This window comes from Sphingobium sp. GW821-FHT02B05 (genome assembly GCF_059421905.1).
Map to the genome: position 1 here is coordinate 47,901 of NZ_JBWKVW010000010.1, position 15,201 is coordinate 63,101.

Here is a 15,201-nt window from a genome sequence, read left to right on the forward strand (position 1 = left end):
GGTGGATGCGGCCGGCTCTACGCTACTGATCCATAGCTGGGCGGGCCGCGATACTGGCCAACAATGCTGGGCCCAGCGAGGCGCCTTCCGAAAGGCCCATTTGCCTGGCCGCAGCATTGAGATGGGAAATCACACCGTGATCCCACATGTCCCGACTGTCACCAATTCGGGCGCTCAAATGGGACACAGTGCCAGCTGCGACGCCGTGCTGATCTAGCATGGCGAGAGCTGCGGTCCCCGCACCATCCTTGCCGACGCCGGCATCGTTGAAAAAGACGAGCTTTAAGCGGACTTCCAAAGCGAATTCACCCGAGCTGGTGCCGCCATGAGAGGCGGACACGACAATGGCGCCCACGTCGTCCGGGGTCAGCTTTGTGATCGAATCCATTACTATGATTCGGTCGTCACCGTGACGACCCACTTCCGCTTTCAACATACCCAACACCCAACTGGTATAATGAATATTCGAATATGTGGATCTGCATATGTCGTCAACCTCATATTTTGCGAGATTTATGCGGTGATCTGACTTGAAACCCTCATTTTAGAAACGTAGAGATTATACCACTTAATCGGGAGGGGTTTTTTGGCGCGCATCCATGCGACCTATTGGCTGGAGACTGGCCGCGATCCGTTACGCGTGGCGGAAGCCATGGCGGGCGAGCAGTCGACGGGGACATTCGTTGACTTGCCGGTCAACATTTCGTCCCTGGTGTCGCGTCAGGCCGCGACCGTCGAGCGTGTGGAGTTGCTGGAACAGGGTTCTGTCGCCAGCCTGCCCGTGGCGGATGGTTCGCCGGGGCCATATCAGCGCGCGCTGGTCGAAATTTCATGGGGCGAAGACAATTTCGGGCGCTCGCTTCCCAATCTGATGGCGACGGTGGCCGGGAACCTGTTCGAACTGCGACAGATAACCGGCCTGCGTCTTGTCGACCTAAAGCTGCCTGACAGCTGGGCGACCGCGTTCGACGGCCCCCAGTTCGGCGTGGCGGGCACGCGGGCACAGTCGGGCGTTCCGGCCGGCCCGCTGGTCGGTACGATCATCAAGCCCAGCGTGGGGCTGTCTCCAGAACAAACGGCCGATATGGTCCGCGCCCTGTGCGAAGGTGGCATCGATTTCATCAAGGATGACGAGCTCCAGGCCGATGGCCCCCATTGTCCGTTCGATGCGCGGGCGGAAGCGGTGTTGCGGGTGATCCGCGATCATGCCGACCGCACGGGCAAGAAGGTGATGTATGCGTTCAATATCACCGATGATATTGACGCGATGCTCCGCCATCATGACAAGGTGCTGGCGCTGGGGGGCAGCTGCATCATGCTCAGCCTCAACAGCGTGGGCGCCGCCGGCGCGTTGCACGTCCGCAAACATGCGGCGCTGCCGATACATGGCCATCGCAATGGCTGGGGCTATCTTGGGCGCAGTCCCGGCGTGGGCTTCGACTATCGGGCGTGGCAGATATTCTGGCGGCTGGCCGGGGTCGATCACCTCCATGTCAACGGCCTGCGCAACAAGTTCAGCGAAGCGGACGACAGCGTCATCCGTTCGGCGCGCGCCTGCCTGACCCCGCTTTTCCCCGATGGCAATCCGGGGTTCGAGGTGATGCCGGTCTTCTCGTCGGGCCAGTGGGCGGGCCAGGCCCATGACACCTATCGGCAGCTTGGCTCGGCCGACCTCATCTACACCTGCGGCGGCGGCATCGTCGCGCATCCGGGCGGTATCGGGGCGGGGGTGCGCAGCATCCGCGAGGCGTGGGACGCCGCCCTGCATGGCGTGACACTGGAACAGGCGGCGCGCGACAGTTTCGTGCTTCGCCAGGCGATCGAGACATTCGGATGACGAGCAACGACCATCGACCGCTGGTCGCCTTCTATGGCGACGATGTGACCGGATCGACCGACGCCTTGGAGACGCTGGCGGGGCAGGGGATCGACACGTTGCTTTTCCTGAACGTGCCTTCGCCGCAGGAAGCGACGGTCGCGGCCCGCCGCTATGCCGCGGTCGGCATCGCCGGGACGAGTCGCGCCAAAGGCGTGGACTGGATGGACGCCCATCTTCCCGCGATGTTCCGGGCGCTGCGGGCGATGCAGCCGTATGTTGCGCATTACAAGGTCTGCTCCACCTTCGATTCCGCACCGGGAATCGGCAATATCGGCCGCGCGGTGGCGATCGGGCGCGCCGTTTTCGAAGCCGGGAAGGCGACGCCCATCATCGTGGGCACGCCGGCGCTGGGGCGCTACACCGTGTTCGGCAACCTGTTCGCGCGTGCGGAGGGCGCCCATTACCGGATTGACCGCCATCCCACCATGGCGCGCCATCCGGTCACTCCCATGCACGAGGCTGATCTGCGCCGCCATCTCGCCGCGCAGACGCCGCTGCGTTGCGGCCTGATTGATCCGGTCGACCAAGTGGCTCCCGACGCCCAGTCGCGCTTCGACGCGGCACTGGACCAGTGGGACATGATATTGATCGACGTCCTTGACGATCGATCCCAGCAATTTGCCGGGGGCAGCCTGTGGGCGCTGGCACAGGCCGGCAGCGATCCCGTCCTTGCCGTGGGGTCGTCCGGCGTGGGGGCGGCGTTGATCGCGCACTGGCGTGAAGCCGGCACGGAGGATGTCGGACCAAGGATGTGGACGGCCCAGCCCGAAGACCGGATCGCCGTCGTATCGGGCAGCTGCTCTCCGGTCACGGCCGGGCAGATCGCGTGGGCCGGTGCAAACGGCTTCGACTGCATTCGCGCTGATCCTTGTGCGTTGGTCATGACGGACCGGCGTGAGGCGGAGGTCGGCCGGCTCGTCGCGGCCGCCTTGCAGACGCTGGATGCCGGCGCAAGCCCGCTGGTCTTCAGCGCCGCCGGACCGGACGATCCCGCCATCGCGGCGCTGGGTGAAATGGCTGGCGAGCACGGGATGGCGGATGCCGTGGCGCAGGCAGCCATCGGGGCGGGGCTGGGGAAGGTCTTGTCGCAGATCATTGTGCGCGCTGGCCTTCGTCGCGTGGCGGTTGCCGGGGGCGACACGTCGGGAGAAGTGGTGGCGGCGCTTGGCCTGCGTGCGCTTGCCATGCGCGCCGCACTCTCGCCGGGCGCGCCGCTGTGCGACGGCCTTGCCGGCGTGGACGACCCGCCGGTAGTCGAAATTGCCCTCAAGGGCGGCCAGATGGGGCCGGACAATTATTTCGGTGCGGTGCGCCATGGCGCACCGCTTTGAACGCCCGATAGAGATCAGGAGAGGATGTCAGATGAAGAATGTTGCGATCATCGGGGCCGGTGGCAAGATGGGCTATCGGGTGTCGGCGAACCTGCGCGATGCCCCTTATGTCGTCGGTCACGTCGAAGTCAGCGAAGCCGGGCGCGATCGGTTGAAGGAACTGGGCATCAGCTGCGTCGAAGCCGCCGATGCGCTGGCCGATGCCGACGTCGTCATCCTTACGATCCCCGATAACCGCATCGGCGCGATTACGGCCGCACTGGTCGATCATTTCAAACCCGGCGCGATGCTGCTGGCGCTTGACGCCGCGGCGCCGTTCGCGGGCGAACTGCCCGCCCGCGCCGATCTTTCAATATTCGTCGCGCATCCTTGCCACCCGCCGATCTTCAACGACGAGGTCGATCCGGTGGCTAAGGCGGATCATTTCGGCGGAATTGCGGCGAAACAGCATGTCGTCGCGGCGATGATGCGCGGGGACGAGGCGCTGTGGAATCTAGCGGAGGATGTAACCCGTCGAATGTATGCCCCCGTTATGCGCCTGCACCGCGTGACCGTCGAGCAGATGGCCATACTGGAACCGGTGCTGTCGGAAACGATCGGGGCGACATGTGTGGCCATCATCAAGGAGGCGACCGATGAAGCCGTTGCGCGCGGCGTGCCGGAACAGGCTGCAAATGATTTCATTCTGGGCCATCTCAACGTGCTCATCGCCATCCAGTTTGGGATTCTGCCTGGGGGCAGGCTGTCGGATGCCGCACGCAATGCAGTGGAGATTGCCAAGAGGGAAATTTTCGTGCCCGATTGGAAGTCGGTGTTCGAAACCGCCGCGATCGAGAAGAGTATCCACATGATCACGCGATTCTAGAGATATCGCGGCGCTCCGGGATTGGAGCTATGTCCACCGGAGCGCCACACATTGATCGTGTTTTTTGATCATCAAGTAAAAATCGGGCTCAGATGATCGAGTCACAGGAATAGCGTCATGTATGAAATTCTATTTGAACAAGACACGCGCATCCTGACCATACGGTATGAAGGATTTTGGAGCATCGACGTCGCGAGCCGCTTTATCGAAGAATTCAGCTTAACTATTGCCGGACTACGGCGGCATTTCGGGCAGATTGCTGTCATGTCCGATATCCGGGACTTTCCCGTCCAGTCTATGCCCGTCCTCGATATGCTCAATCGTTTCGCTCATGATGAGTTGAAGCGATATCCCATGCGCTGGGCCCTGCTTTCCAAACCGGGCCTGGCGACGCTCCAAGCCAAGAGGGAGACTTTAATGGAGGGCGCGCTGGCGCTGTTCAACGACGCCGGGCAGGCGCGCGCGTGGCTTTATTCGGCGTTGGACTGAACGGAGGGGCAGTCTCGCCAGACGCAGTCAGAATGAAGGGTTTCGACGATATTTTCGGCTGGCGCGGCGGATATGCGTATCCAGCGTTTTTTCGGCGCCTTTGGCATTGCCGGCCGCGATCTGATTGAACAGTTTCTGATGTTCATCGAAGGTGAGTTGTTCGCCGCCGCGAGTTTGAACCGCATCGACATGGAATTGCCGCATCCATCCCAATATGGCGTCGGCAATGGCGACGTAGATCGGGTTGTGCGAAATCTCCGCTATGGCGCGATGAAACGCCATGTCCGTTTCCAGGAATTTCTCCGGATCATCCATGCTGCGTCGATGCTGGTCCAGTATCCGGCCCAGATGGCCGATATCCTCATCGCTCGCCTGTTCAGCGGCCAGGCGCACCATCGAACGTTCAAACAGCAGTCTGGCATCCTTGAAATGATTGAGCATGTCGTCGGACCCCGACAGCATCATCACAACGGTGCGCGATATCTGGGCAAGCACACCGTGCGCCGTGAGGGGCATGACGCGTGCGCCTCCGCCATGACTGATCGTGACAAAGCCCATATGCTCCAGTGCCTGAAGCGCCTCACGCACAGATGGCCGCCCGACCTGGAACAATTCCATCAACTCGCGCTCTGACGGCAGCAGGCTTCCGCGCGGATAGGCTCCCGCCGCGATCCGTTCCAGCAACGATTCGAGTATCTGGGCGCCCAATTTGCGTTTTGGCGCGGATCGCGTTTTGCGACCGCTCGCATCGCTTTCCCGCGTCAATTGAACTGCCGATCGAGGCAGATCCTCTTGTTCCAACTGATCCTTGCCTGTCATGGTGAGGCGATAGCGTTGCCGCCCCGCCGGCACAATGGCGGGGCGTCGTGAAGGTGATCTACGGATCAGGCTGCTATGACGCTGATGGGCAATGTGGCAAAGACATGTGACTGGTTGTTGACCTTGCGCACGGCATCACCGTCAAGCGAGAAGGACTTGGCATGGGTGAGCAGAGCCTCAAGAATCAGTGTCATCTGTTTGCGGGCCACGGTCTGGCCCAGACATTGATGCACGCCAATGCCAAAGCCGAAATGCCCGGTGGCGTTGCGCGTGATATCGAAGCGGTCGGGGTCGGGCCAGCGTCGCGGATCGCGGTTGGCCGCCATGAACGCCATCAATACCTTTGAATGCTCCGGCAGGACAGCGTCGCCGAACGATGTCTCCTTGCCCGTGGTACGAAAGAAGTGGATCGACGGACCGTCGAAGCGCATGATTTCCTCGATCGCGCCCCGGATATGCTTTTTGGGATCGGACTTCAGGATCGCCCATTGGTCGGGATTGGTCGCAAAGGCATGGATCATGTTGCCGAACATGATGACCGTGTTCTCTACACCAGCCATAATCAGCGAACGCGTGAGGACGGCTGCCTTTGCGTGGGAACATTCGCCGCGATCGGCGGCGGCGTGGATCGCCGCGCCCCAGCCATCTGGCGCCAACCGCTCGCGCTGGCAATTCTCTTCCACCCATGCCACCGCTTCCGGCAATAACGGATTGTTCTGGGTGTCGACATAGCGCTGATTATAGGGATAGACCGAATTGCTGAAGGCATTGCCATAGGCATAGAGCAGGTCAGGCCTGTGTTCGCGCAGTCCGATTTCGGGTGGGACGATGGCGTGGCCATATACGGTCGCCAGTTCCGACATCGCATCAAAGCTGCCACGCTTGACCAGCCCTGCCACTAGGTCATCGGCGATCCCCTGCCAGCGGTCGAATAGCGGCTGAAGCGCCGAAGCGCCGAAGATCTTGTTCACGACCGATCGGGAATGGTTATGCTCTGGCGAATCCGCCTCCAGAAGCATAGATTTGGGCAGGGTGCCCGGATCGACGAACTTGTTCTTGAGCGTGATGCCGCCGCCGTTGCGGAAATGGTCCCAGTCGCGCATCAACGCCGTGAGTTCGGCATGCCGGCTAACGCCATAGGCGCCAATCGCCGACAACCAGTAGATTGGTCCTGCATCGAGCCAGACCTGGTTATATTTCAGCGGATTGGCCAGCACTTCTTCGCTGAACGGATCGAGATCGACAATGGGAACGTCAGACGGAGTGCGGCCCTCGGCCAAAATCAAAGGCTCAATTTCGGTCGGCATTGCTCTCTTGTCTCCTAACGTTGAACCGCCGACTATCGGCGGAACCGGATGTGTTATCGTCTACGTAATGATCGCCGCGTTCGGTTATCAGTCCTGTCCGCAAGGCCGGGGCGCGCGACTTTGGGGCTGAATCAGGCTGCGGAGTGCGCGTCTCTGCTCGGCTTGATCGCCAGGGTCAGCAAAAGACACAGGGCGATCGCCCCGCCGAAAACGGCCATCGCCAGCGCATATCGGCCCATCGCTGAAGCGAGGATCGCTCCCAGCGGCATTGCGACGAACTGGGACAGAAAAGTCGATGTCGCGACCATTCCTGCGCTCCGTCCGCCCTGATCCGGGGCGACGCTGCTGATCGCCCACATGATCGAGGTCGGCATCAGCACGCCCAGAGCGCCGCCGACGATGAACTGTCCGGCAAAGATGCCCGTCCAGCCCGGCAGAAACAGCACAAGATAGCCCATCAGCGCCATCGAAAGACCCAGCCGGAGGCGCATTGCGACCGGGCTTGTTGGCAGAAGGCCGAACAGAGCCGATCCCGTCGCGCCGCCCACCGAGTTCATCGCAATGGCAAAGCCCGTCATGGTGGTGGAATGAAAACCGCGCTCCGCAATCAGGAACGCTATGGGGTGTATTTGTCCAAAACACAGGACCAGGCAGCAGAAATTCACGATGCCGATCGAAAAAATCTTGCGAAACGGAAAAGGCTGGCCAGACACGGCATGATGATCCTGCCGGGAGGGAACACTCCCTGTCCGCGCCAGAAGGGCCAGCGGCAAGAGCACCAGCGATAGCGGCACGATGAAAAATACGCGGCGCCAGTCACCCTGCCCAAGGACACCGGCCAGCAGCGCGAAGGTGATCGATCCGAAGCTCATCAACAAAGTCTGGACGGCGAGCCACTTTTCGCGAGCCTTTGTATCGAAAAGTGCGGCGAATAATGCGCCTGTCGAAGCCGTCAGCCCCGCCATGCCCAGTCCGACCATCGCGCGCGTCGCAACCAATTGCGGCAAGGGTTCGACGACATAGGCGAGGCCACCGAAAACCGCGAATGTCAGGATGGAGGCGATGAGCGCGCGGCGGCCACCGACATGATCAACCAGGCGCCCGATAAAGGGACTTGCCAATGCTGCGGCCAACGGTGGTGCGACCAGCACGAGTCCCGTCAGTGCGGTGCCGCCGGGCAGATTGGCATAATGGGCGGCAACCTGCGGCATCACCGGCATGACGCTGATGATCGCGGCGAGGGGGAAGGCGCCTCCCAGCGCCAGGGTGAACCCCATCAGTCTGGAATTGGTCGACTGTGTCATTGCGTGACTGCCCCTCCGTCGCCGAATCCCGTAAGACGTTTATATCTTCTATGGAAGATTAAATAAGCTGGCGCAGTCATATGTCAATGCACCGTCTGCGAACATGGTCATTCCTATCCGCCGCCGGCTTGCCACAATATGCGTTCCGTGGAAGATAATCAGAAGCACGCCTCTGGGGCATAGGAACCTTCAGGAAGGGGCGTGTGGATTGAAGGGCTATTCAGGATGACGATGAGTGCGACGATCAAGATCCACGCCTATGGCGGTCCGGACGTACTGCATGTGGAATCTTTGCCCGTCGGCACCCCGGCAGCGGGAGAGGTCCGCCTCCGCCAGACGACGATCGGCGTAAATTATCATGATATCTACGTCCGTTCCGGCCTTTACGATACGCTCGCCCTGCCTGGGACGCCGGGCATAGAGGGCGTCGGGGTGATCGACGCGGTGGGAGAAGGCGTTGAAGACTTCGCGGTTGGTGAACGTATCGGCTATGTCTCCCCGGAATATGGCGCCTATGCGGCCGTTCGCCTTCTTCCGGCGCGTCGTGCCGTCCGGCTGCCTGAAAAACTGGACGATGTGGCTGTCGCCGGCGGACTGATGAAGGCGCTGACGGCGTGCATGTTGTTGCGAAAGGTGCATGGCGTCAGTGAAGGCGACACCATCCTGGTTCATGCGGCAGCCGGCGGTATGGGACAGATGCTGTGCCGCTGGGCCAGCGAGCTTGGCGCACGGGTGATTGGCACCGTCGGCACATCGCAAAAGGCGATTGTGGCGCGGGCGGCAGGGGCGCACGATACGATCCTTTATCGTCAGGAGGATTTCGCTGACCGCGTCATGGCCATCACGAACGGCATGGGCGTTGCGGCCGTCTATGACTCGGTGGGCCACGACAGCTTCTTGCGATCGCTCCAATGTCTCGACTATGGCGGGAAGCTTGTCCTGTTCGGCCAGTCATCGGGGGCGGTCAGTCCTTTTGCGCCGGCCCTGCTTGCGGCTCGGTCGGCGTCCGTCCATCGCCCGATCGTCTTTCACTATATCCGTGACGCGTCCATGCTGCGCGCGATGATGGGCGAGGTGACGGCGGCCTTTGAGCGCGGCGCGCTCGCACCGCTGCCAGCGATAGAATTGCCACTGGCCCAGGCGGCCGAAGCGCACCGGATTTTGGAAGCAGGCGCCAGCCCCGGTGCGGTGGTGCTTCGGCCGTGAAGGAATGATGTCCATGATAGCAGCAGACAGGATGCAGGCCGCGAGCGACCTTCTCCATCGGCACTGGCTGGCGGGAACCCGCCTTGTCACCATGCCGCCCGAACTGTGCCCGACGGGGCGCGAGGAAGCCTATGCCATTCAGGCTCTGGTCGAGCGCTTTAGCCACAAGCCGTTATATGGGTGGAAGATCGCGGCGACCAGTCTGGCGGGACAAGAGCATATCGGGGTGAGTGGACCGCTTGCCGGGCGCATATTGGCCGAACGGGTGATCGATGACGGCGGGACTTGTCCGCTCGGGTCGAACCTGATGCGCGTGGCGGAACTGGAATTCGCGTTCCGCATGGCGCGCGACCTGGCACCGTCGCTCACGCCCTTCACGCTCGAAATCGTGCTCGATCATGTCGCGACGCTGCATCCCGCGATCGAGATACCCGATTCTCGTTACGACGGGTTCGAGAGTGTGGGCGCGCCGCTGCTGATCGTGGACAATGCCTGTGCCCACCGCTTCGTGCTGGGGCCGGCCGCTCCCGATGCGTGGCGATCAATCGACCTTGCAGCCCATCCTGTCACGGGCAGTCTGAACGACGGGGCGGCGCTGGAGGGCAATGGCGCCAACGTCCTAGGTGATCCCCGGATCGCGCTGCTATGGCTGGCGAACGAATTGTCGAGCCTGGATTTGACCTTGGCGGCGGGATGCGTGGTGACGACCGGCACATGTGTCGCGCCGATCGGCATCGCCGGCGGGGATCATGTCCGCGGCGATTTCGGGCCGATCGGCACGGTGTCGCTGTCCATCACCGACTGATCGCCACGCCGCTTTACAGTCGGGGATAGTGGAGCGGCAGGCCGGTGCGCGGCGCGGCGATGATCTGGACGGAGGATGTTTCCACCTCTGTCACGAACATCCTGGGTTCGACCGGATCGAAAGCCAGATTGGTGGGGCGCGTGCCCCGCGTCGCGATGCGATCGACGATCATGCCTTCGGGGTCCACGACCGTCAGCGTGCCCTCATTGTAGATCGCGCAATAGAGATTACCGGCCGTGTCGAAGGCGATGCCGTCCGGGCCGCGAAATAGCGTCATCGCTTCATCGGAATTGACGTTGGCGAAAAAGGTCCGCGTCGGCTGCGCTTGCGACAGGTCATAGCGGAAAATGGAGCCGGACAATGTTTCGGCGACGTACAGAAGCCCCTGATCGTCGAACGCGAGGCCATTGGTGAAGCGCAACCCACGGTCGAGCGTGCGCAGGACTGTGCCCGCGACAGGATCGATCTCATAGACGCGGCCGTCATAGGGGATGGTCGCGAAGTCGGCCCTGATGGCCAGACCATCAATGAAATCGACATCGATGATGCCCGAATCGGTCAGATACAACAGGCCGTCCGGCCCGAATGCCAGATCATTTGGCCAGAGGAAGCGCCCGTCGCTGTCGCCGGCGATGGTCTTGATGACCGTGCCATCAGGATCGAGGCAGACCACCGACCCGTCGCGTGCTTCGGCCACCCAGATATTGCCATCCCCGTCGACCGCCAGCCCGTTTGGGCGACCGGCGGTCTTGGCGACCAGCGACGTCTGGCCTCCCGTGCCCCGGACGACGCAGGCGCGATCGCCCGCCATTTCGACTAGGTAAAAATTGCCGTCAGGACTGAACACGGGCCCTTCAGGTTCACCAAGATTTTGCAGGAAGAAGTTTGGGTGCATGATGATGTTTCCAGCGCCAATAGGGGGATGCCCTGCACGCCGGGGCGTACAGGGCATCCAGTCAGAATTTGCGACCTAGCGTGATGCCATATGTGCGCGGCGCAGCTGGATTGCCTACTAGGCCGACGCCCGTCAGCATGCTGTCGGTTATGTCATAATGGCGATTTGTGAGATTCTTGGCCCACAGGGTTACGGATGTCTTGTCGTCAAGCGACCGCCATTGCTCCGTCAGGTTGATTAACGTGCGTTCGGGAATGAAATATTCGTTTTGCGGGTCAATATATTGTTTCGCCTGATAGTTGAGGGACGCAGTCGTGTCGAAGGTGCCGATTGGCGTGTCCAATGTGTAAGTCGCCGTCGCCTGAGCGCCGAACCTTGGCGCGAAGACAAGGTTTTTTCCTTTTGCATTCAAAGCGCCAGACACAACAAAATTGCCGTCAGGCAGGATGTCGTAATTGGGCGCCAGCGGATAGGAGCGATAGCTTGAATCCAGATAGTTTCCGCTGAGCGAGAGCGTCAGCCGGGAAGTGGGCCGAGCAACGATGTCGAGGTCGACACCCTTGATCCGCGCGGACGCGGCATTGATGGAGATGATGCCGCCAGGACTATATATCTGCTGCTGCAGATTTGAATAGTCATAGAGGAAAGCGGATATGTTCAGCCGAAGCTTGTGATCGAGAAACTCGCTCTTGATACCGACTTCATAGGCATCAATCCCTTCCGGCTTGACCACCGGATTGACCGCATTGTTGAAACCGCCAAAGCTGATCTGATTAAAAAAGCCGGCGTTGAAACCGCGGCTCCACGACGCATAGGCGAGAATGTCCGGCGTAAGCTTCTGATCCAGGGCGACGCGAAAGTTGGGCTTTTTGAACGTTTTGCTCTGCTCGCCCGTCGATCCGGGAATAACCACGCCGCTGCCGGTATGCGTAAAGCCTGAAATTTCGCGCTTTTCTAGGGTGTAACGGGCACCCAGTGTCAGGTTGGTGGTTGGCGTCGGATGGGCCGTACCCTGGGCATAGGCAGCATAGGCGTTGGTACGATCCGTCGAATTGATGCCGAAGCCGCCGGGGAAGAAGAGGCCGGCGAAGCGTGGACCGTCGATGCCGCTGCGCGCGTAATAATAATAGAGTCCCGCTACCCAGTCGATGCTGTCGCTGCCGCCGCTTGCCTGAAATTCCTGGGTGAACACGCTGCGCCTGTCGCGCCGGGTCAACCGGATGGCGGCGAAATTGGTGCCGTCGAAATCGATATCGATATCTTCAATCGCGTGGCGATAGGACGAGATGCTGAGTAACGTAACGTCGCCGGCAGTCTTCTTGAGCGTCAGCGCAGTGCCGCCCTCTCGCGTCCGATAAACAGGGTCGAATTCCGACTGAATATCGAATTTGCTGCCGAGCACCACTTTTTGACCAGTCACTGAATTATAGGTAAAGCCGTTAAAGTCCGAAGGTGATATGCCCAGACCCTGTAGCCCCCGCCGCGAACTATAGTCGCCGGTCAGTGTCGCCTGGAACGTGTCTCCGATATCGAACGCCAATTTGCCGCGCACGCCATAGCGGCGGTTGGTATAGGCATCGTTGCCCGTGCCGACATTCGTACCCCAGCCATCGTCCTGATTCACGAAGAACCCGGAAATGTCTGCCGCTATCGTGTCGGCAAGTTTCGCGGCGGCGTAAACGCGGCTCGAAAATTCATTATAGTTGGCATAGCCGATCTGAGCGTCCACGCCCTGCCAGTCGAAGGGGTTTTTCGTTGTGATCTGGATCACACCGCCGGTTGCGTTGCGCCCGAACAACGTCCCCTGCGGTCCCTTTGCCACTTCGATGCTCTGCACATTGCTGTAATCTCCGCCGGTGCTGTCGAATGGCTGGTACACACCATCGACGAACGTCAGCACGGAAGGCGATGTGCTCGTACCGTTGTTGCCGACGCCGCGGAGAAATACGGGTGAGCGCGAACCCGTGGGGTTGATTGTCAGACCAGGGATCACGGTGCTCAGGTCCGCGCTGGATGTCAGTCCAACCTTGGCTAGTTGATCGCCACTGAAGGCGGCTACCGCGATCGGAACATTTTGTGCTGATTCCGAGCGGCGCTGTGCGGTTACGATGATGTCAGCAAGACCGGCATCCGACTGCCCGGCCTCGCTCTGGGTGGCTGTCGATCCTGTTTGGCCGAAACTGGGATTTGTATATGTGAATAAGAGTAAGGCGGTCGTGATCGACGTGGAACTTATGAAAGGTCTACGAACAGACATAATAATCCTCCCATTATATAATTATTTTAGATTGATTATTAGTAGTACACAATAAATCTATTCATAAGAATAATCTTATGAGGCTGAATTCTATTATGCGTTTTTGCAAAAGCGCGCGCTTATTGGATCGGGAGTTTCCCGGCGTGTGAATATAATGGCTATCGATGGGTACCTATCCACGCCGCATCCCCTCCGGCCCCGCGCACTATCATGCGTCCCAAGCCTATAAGCTTCTATGGAAGATATTCGGAGGGGAAAGTCAAGTGGTGCAACTCCACTGGGCGCGACTTGGCTTTGCGGTTCGCATCAATGCCCAACAGCGTCGGCGCAAAAAGCCCGGCAAGCTCTGTGTGAAGCTGATGTTTTAATCGTTGTCTCTACGGTCACGCTTCAACCGGTTCGAGAAAGGGTGTCGCCTTTGAAATATTTGTTGATCTTAGTCTGTTCGATCGAATGCGCGATAGCGGGGCGGTGCCTGACATGATGCTTGACAACGGACGATAAAAATCTTTCATGGAAGATATTGAATTGACCGGGCATGTCCTCGTCACAGGCCGTCAACCTTAAATTTCGAAAGTGGGAGTCTCCAAGATGCAAGCAAATTCCAGACGTCTGGAAGGGCGCACTGCGCTTGTCACGGGCGCGGCCTACGGAATCGGCTATGCAACGGCGGAGCGATTCGCCCTTGAAGGAGCCAATGTCGTTCTGGCGGACATCAAGGGTCATGAAGAAGCGGCTGCGCGTCTGTCAGAGATATCGGATGCGGTCATGCCGCTGACGATCGATGTGCGATCCGACGAAAGCGTTGCAACGGGGGTGAGCGAAATCCTCGGTCGGTTCGGGTCGGTGGACATTCTGGTGAATAATGCAGCCATTTCCGCAGAATTGACACCGGGACCGTTCGAAGAGCAATCAGTCGACGATTGGCGACGCATTTATGAAGTGAACGTGATCGGTACATTCAGGATGTGCCGGGAAGTCTCCCCCCATATGCGTAAGGCGAAATGGGGGCGGATCATCAACATCGCATCAGGAACAGCGTTCAAGGGCGCGCCGGGTATGTTGCATTATATCGCCAGCAAAGGGGCGATATTGTCGATGACCCGATCGCTCGCGACGGAATTTGGCGATGATAATGTCCTTGTGAACGTGGTTTCGCCAGGACTGACTATCACCGAAAGCGTCGTGGCAGCGGGGAATGTTGAATTTTTCGAGCCGATTGGCATGAAGGGGCGTATCATAAAGCGCCGAGCGATTGCCGAAGATGTCGCAAATGCAATCTACTTCTTTGCGAGCGCCGACTCCAGCTTTGTCACCGGTCAGACCATCACTGCGGATGGCGGATCTGTTTTTCATTAGGATCGAAGATGGCGCCGCATCTGGTGCTTGTACTTCTCAACCATGATGCACAAGCCGGCTAAGGAATTGGAGCGAGATGAGATCGCGTTATCATCGATCTTGTTCTGACGCATATGCCTAAAGGGATATCGGCGTCAGGATGGTCGTATAGTCGCGCGTGCGACTTCGAGCCCGGGCGGCAGATACTGAAGGGCTGAACTGATCCGATCGGAGACGGGCTCGAAAGCCCGTTTGCTATAGTGACTGTTTGTATGGCCATGGGTAGGCTGACTAAGTAAGAAGGTGCGCGGGGCGAGAATGGCATCCTTGGATGCGTTTCCCTTGATGACGGTGCCAACTCGTTTTTCGCTGGCGATCGATGTGCGGTGTCCAGAAGGGACCAAAATTCATAGGCTACGAACCTTTTGCTGCCGAATTGATCAGTCTGGTTTGAAATGGGGGGTGTGCTGGCCCCTTGACTGTAACGCCGCATGGATCGCCATGCCGCAGTCCGAACTGAGACGTTGGATTTTCCGTGAAATCCATGATGCCGCTATCAGACTATCTGAAGCATCGTGAACTGATCTGCTGTCGATTTGGGGGAGTTGCCCGCCGCCTCTAGCCTATAGATTGTTACGTGGGAGAGACCCGTCCGCTGAGAAACCGTAGCAATGCGCCACAGGCAGTCGGTACAGCGATCTTTCGC

The 15,201-nt window shown here is 59.7% G+C and carries 13 protein-coding genes; 7 read left to right on the plus strand and 6 right to left on the minus strand.

The window, feature by feature from the left end; genetic code table 11:
- Nucleotides 1–22: 22 nt before the first annotated feature.
- Nucleotides 23–388, minus strand: coding sequence for a hypothetical protein (locus AC07UX_RS18805; protein ID WP_495193504.1), 366 nt, complete (start codon nucleotides 386–388; stop codon nucleotides 23–25).
- 198 nt (nucleotides 389–586) lie between these two features.
- On the opposite strand from AC07UX_RS18805, the gene AC07UX_RS18810 reads away from it, so the two are divergent.
- The 4 genes from AC07UX_RS18810 to AC07UX_RS18825 all read left to right on the plus strand — a co-directional run bounded on the left by AC07UX_RS18810 (nucleotide 587) and on the right by AC07UX_RS18825 (nucleotide 4,564).
- Nucleotides 587–1,837, plus strand: coding sequence for a ribulose-bisphosphate carboxylase large subunit family protein (locus tag AC07UX_RS18810; RefSeq protein WP_495193505.1), 1,251 nt, complete (start codon nucleotides 587–589; stop codon nucleotides 1,835–1,837).
- The gene (locus AC07UX_RS18815; RefSeq protein ID WP_495193506.1) at nucleotides 1,834–3,210 is read left to right on the plus strand and encodes a four-carbon acid sugar kinase family protein; all 1,377 of its coding nucleotides are present in this window, start codon (nucleotides 1,834–1,836) and stop codon (nucleotides 3,208–3,210) included. Before AC07UX_RS18810 ends, AC07UX_RS18815 begins: the two co-directional genes overlap by 4 nt.
- A gap of 31 nt (nucleotides 3,211–3,241) precedes the next feature.
- Nucleotides 3,242–4,075, plus strand: a complete 834-nt coding sequence (locus AC07UX_RS18820; protein WP_495193507.1) for a phosphogluconate dehydrogenase C-terminal domain-containing protein — start codon at nucleotides 3,242–3,244, stop codon at nucleotides 4,073–4,075.
- 117 nt (nucleotides 4,076–4,192) lie between these two features.
- The gene (locus tag AC07UX_RS18825; RefSeq protein WP_495193508.1) at nucleotides 4,193–4,564 is read left to right on the plus strand and encodes a hypothetical protein; all 372 of its coding nucleotides are present in this window, start codon (nucleotides 4,193–4,195) and stop codon (nucleotides 4,562–4,564) included.
- A gap of 27 nt (nucleotides 4,565–4,591) precedes the next feature.
- Here AC07UX_RS18825 and nanR read toward each other — a convergent pair whose 3' ends face one another.
- The 3 genes from nanR to AC07UX_RS18840 form a co-directional block, all read right to left on the minus strand.
- Nucleotides 4,592–5,383, minus strand: a complete 792-nt coding sequence (nanR, locus tag AC07UX_RS18830) for a transcriptional regulator NanR (protein ID WP_495193509.1) — start codon at nucleotides 5,381–5,383, stop codon at nucleotides 4,592–4,594.
- A 65-nt stretch (nucleotides 5,384–5,448) separates the two neighbouring features.
- The gene (locus AC07UX_RS18835) at nucleotides 5,449–6,690 is read right to left on the minus strand and encodes a cytochrome P450 (protein WP_495193510.1); all 1,242 of its coding nucleotides are present in this window, start codon (nucleotides 6,688–6,690) and stop codon (nucleotides 5,449–5,451) included.
- Between the two features lie 131 nt (nucleotides 6,691–6,821).
- Nucleotides 6,822–7,967, minus strand: coding sequence for an MFS transporter (locus AC07UX_RS18840; protein WP_495193511.1), 1,146 nt, complete (start codon nucleotides 7,965–7,967; stop codon nucleotides 6,822–6,824).
- 252 nt (nucleotides 7,968–8,219) lie between these two features.
- Here AC07UX_RS18840 and AC07UX_RS18845 point away from each other — a divergent pair, with 252 nt between their 5' ends.
- Together AC07UX_RS18845 and AC07UX_RS18850 are read left to right on the plus strand one after the other, a co-directional pair.
- Nucleotides 8,220–9,200 carry a quinone oxidoreductase family protein gene (locus AC07UX_RS18845; protein WP_495193512.1) on the plus strand — a complete coding sequence of 327 codons (981 nt, stop codon included), beginning with the start codon at nucleotides 8,220–8,222 and terminating at the stop codon, nucleotides 9,198–9,200.
- Between the two features lie 13 nt (nucleotides 9,201–9,213).
- On the plus strand, nucleotides 9,214–10,005 hold the full coding sequence (locus AC07UX_RS18850) for a 2-keto-4-pentenoate hydratase (RefSeq protein ID WP_495193513.1): 792 nt from the start codon (nucleotides 9,214–9,216) through the stop codon (nucleotides 10,003–10,005).
- Between the two features lie 13 nt (nucleotides 10,006–10,018).
- Here AC07UX_RS18850 and AC07UX_RS18855 read toward each other — a convergent pair whose 3' ends face one another.
- Both AC07UX_RS18855 and AC07UX_RS18860 read right to left on the minus strand, forming a co-directional pair.
- Complete coding sequence (locus tag AC07UX_RS18855; protein ID WP_495193514.1) at nucleotides 10,019–10,900, minus strand: SMP-30/gluconolactonase/LRE family protein; 882 nt, start codon at nucleotides 10,898–10,900, stop codon at nucleotides 10,019–10,021.
- Nucleotides 10,901–10,961: 61 nt separating this feature from the next.
- Nucleotides 10,962–13,157 (minus strand): TonB-dependent receptor, encoded by a 2,196-nt coding sequence (locus AC07UX_RS18860; RefSeq protein ID WP_495193515.1) that lies wholly within the window; start codon nucleotides 13,155–13,157, stop codon nucleotides 10,962–10,964.
- A 591-nt stretch (nucleotides 13,158–13,748) separates the two neighbouring features.
- On the opposite strand from AC07UX_RS18860, the gene AC07UX_RS18865 reads away from it, so the two are divergent.
- Nucleotides 13,749–14,516 carry an SDR family NAD(P)-dependent oxidoreductase gene (locus tag AC07UX_RS18865; RefSeq protein WP_495193516.1) on the plus strand — a complete coding sequence of 256 codons (768 nt, stop codon included), beginning with the start codon at nucleotides 13,749–13,751 and terminating at the stop codon, nucleotides 14,514–14,516.
- Nucleotides 14,517–15,201 lie beyond the last annotated feature (685 nt).